Genomic DNA, 548 nt, shown 5'->3' on the forward strand with positions numbered 1-548 from the left:
GGAACGTGCGGCGCCTCCGCACGACGAGGTTGACTAGGGGCAGGTCTTGCCCGATCGCGGCAAAGGTTTTCAGGATCCTGATCTGTTGCCCGTGCTTGCGCCCCGCTGCATCGGGATTTTCGGTGACAAGCACGTCGGGGTGATATTCCCTGATCCAATCGCGCAGTTTGGCTGCGGCCTTGGCAGACGAGCTGGCCCCTTTCTCCGAAGTATCCCAGATCACCAGGTCGCCGTCATCGACCACCACGCAACCAAGCCGTCCGGTTCGGGCGGCGACGGCCAGCGCCCGCTGGTTTCTAACTGACATGATACCGGTCATCTTCTTCGAGTAATCGTCGGGCGAGGCGGTCGAGGGATTTCCGGCGCCGTTCGATGGCCGGCCATTCTTTTGGCTCTGCGGGCATGGTCGCCAGGTTTTCCCGGAGGTCTTTTCGGACCTCTTTCAGGATCTCGGCGTAGAGGCTTTCGAAACTGCGTCCGTAGATCAACGACAGGGCGCAGAGCTCGCGGATGGTGGGCATCCGTTGACCCCTTTCGATCTGGCTGAT

At 61.1% G+C, this 548-nt stretch carries 2 protein-coding genes; both read right to left on the reverse strand.

Annotated features, from left to right (window positions below; genetic code table 11):
* The coding region (locus RXV88_RS23645) for a hypothetical protein (RefSeq protein ID WP_316296190.1) at positions 1 to 319 on the reverse strand (319 nt) is incomplete at its 3' end.
* The coding region (locus tag RXV88_RS23650; protein WP_316296191.1) for a hypothetical protein at positions 297 to 548 on the reverse strand (252 nt) is incomplete at its 5' end. The genes RXV88_RS23650 and RXV88_RS23645, both read right to left, overlap by 23 nt.

Origin of the sequence: Aestuariicoccus sp. MJ-SS9, from assembly GCF_032586235.1 — a bacterium.
GTDB lineage: Bacteria > Pseudomonadota > Alphaproteobacteria > Rhodobacterales > Rhodobacteraceae > Aestuariicoccus.